Here is a 237-nt window from a genome sequence, read left to right on the forward strand (position 1 = left end):
TAACTGATTTGCCTTCCTAAAATTGCCTTTATAGTCAAATAGCTTATCAGCCACTTTCCAACCATACTTTTTGCTTTTTCGTGCAATAACAAAATCTGGTGGTACTAATTCAAATTGTGCGCTTACTACTTGCGGTGCAGTTTTAAAATTAATAGGTGTTTGTCCAAGTCCTACTCGTAGACCAAATTGCTTATTAAATATAAATTGCCCGCCCTTATTTGCGAGGTTATATACCTC

The 237-nt window shown here is 35.9% G+C and carries 1 protein-coding gene; it reads right to left on the reverse strand.

The features are described 5' to 3' along the window. Positions 1-237: hypothetical protein (locus tag AAEY83_RS18415; protein WP_351061581.1), on the reverse strand; the 237-nt coding region annotated here is incomplete at both ends.

It is taken from the genome of Psychrobacter sp. TB20-MNA-CIBAN-0197 (genome assembly GCF_040309765.1).
GTDB classification, from domain to species: domain Bacteria; phylum Pseudomonadota; class Gammaproteobacteria; order Pseudomonadales; family Moraxellaceae; genus Psychrobacter; species Psychrobacter submarinus.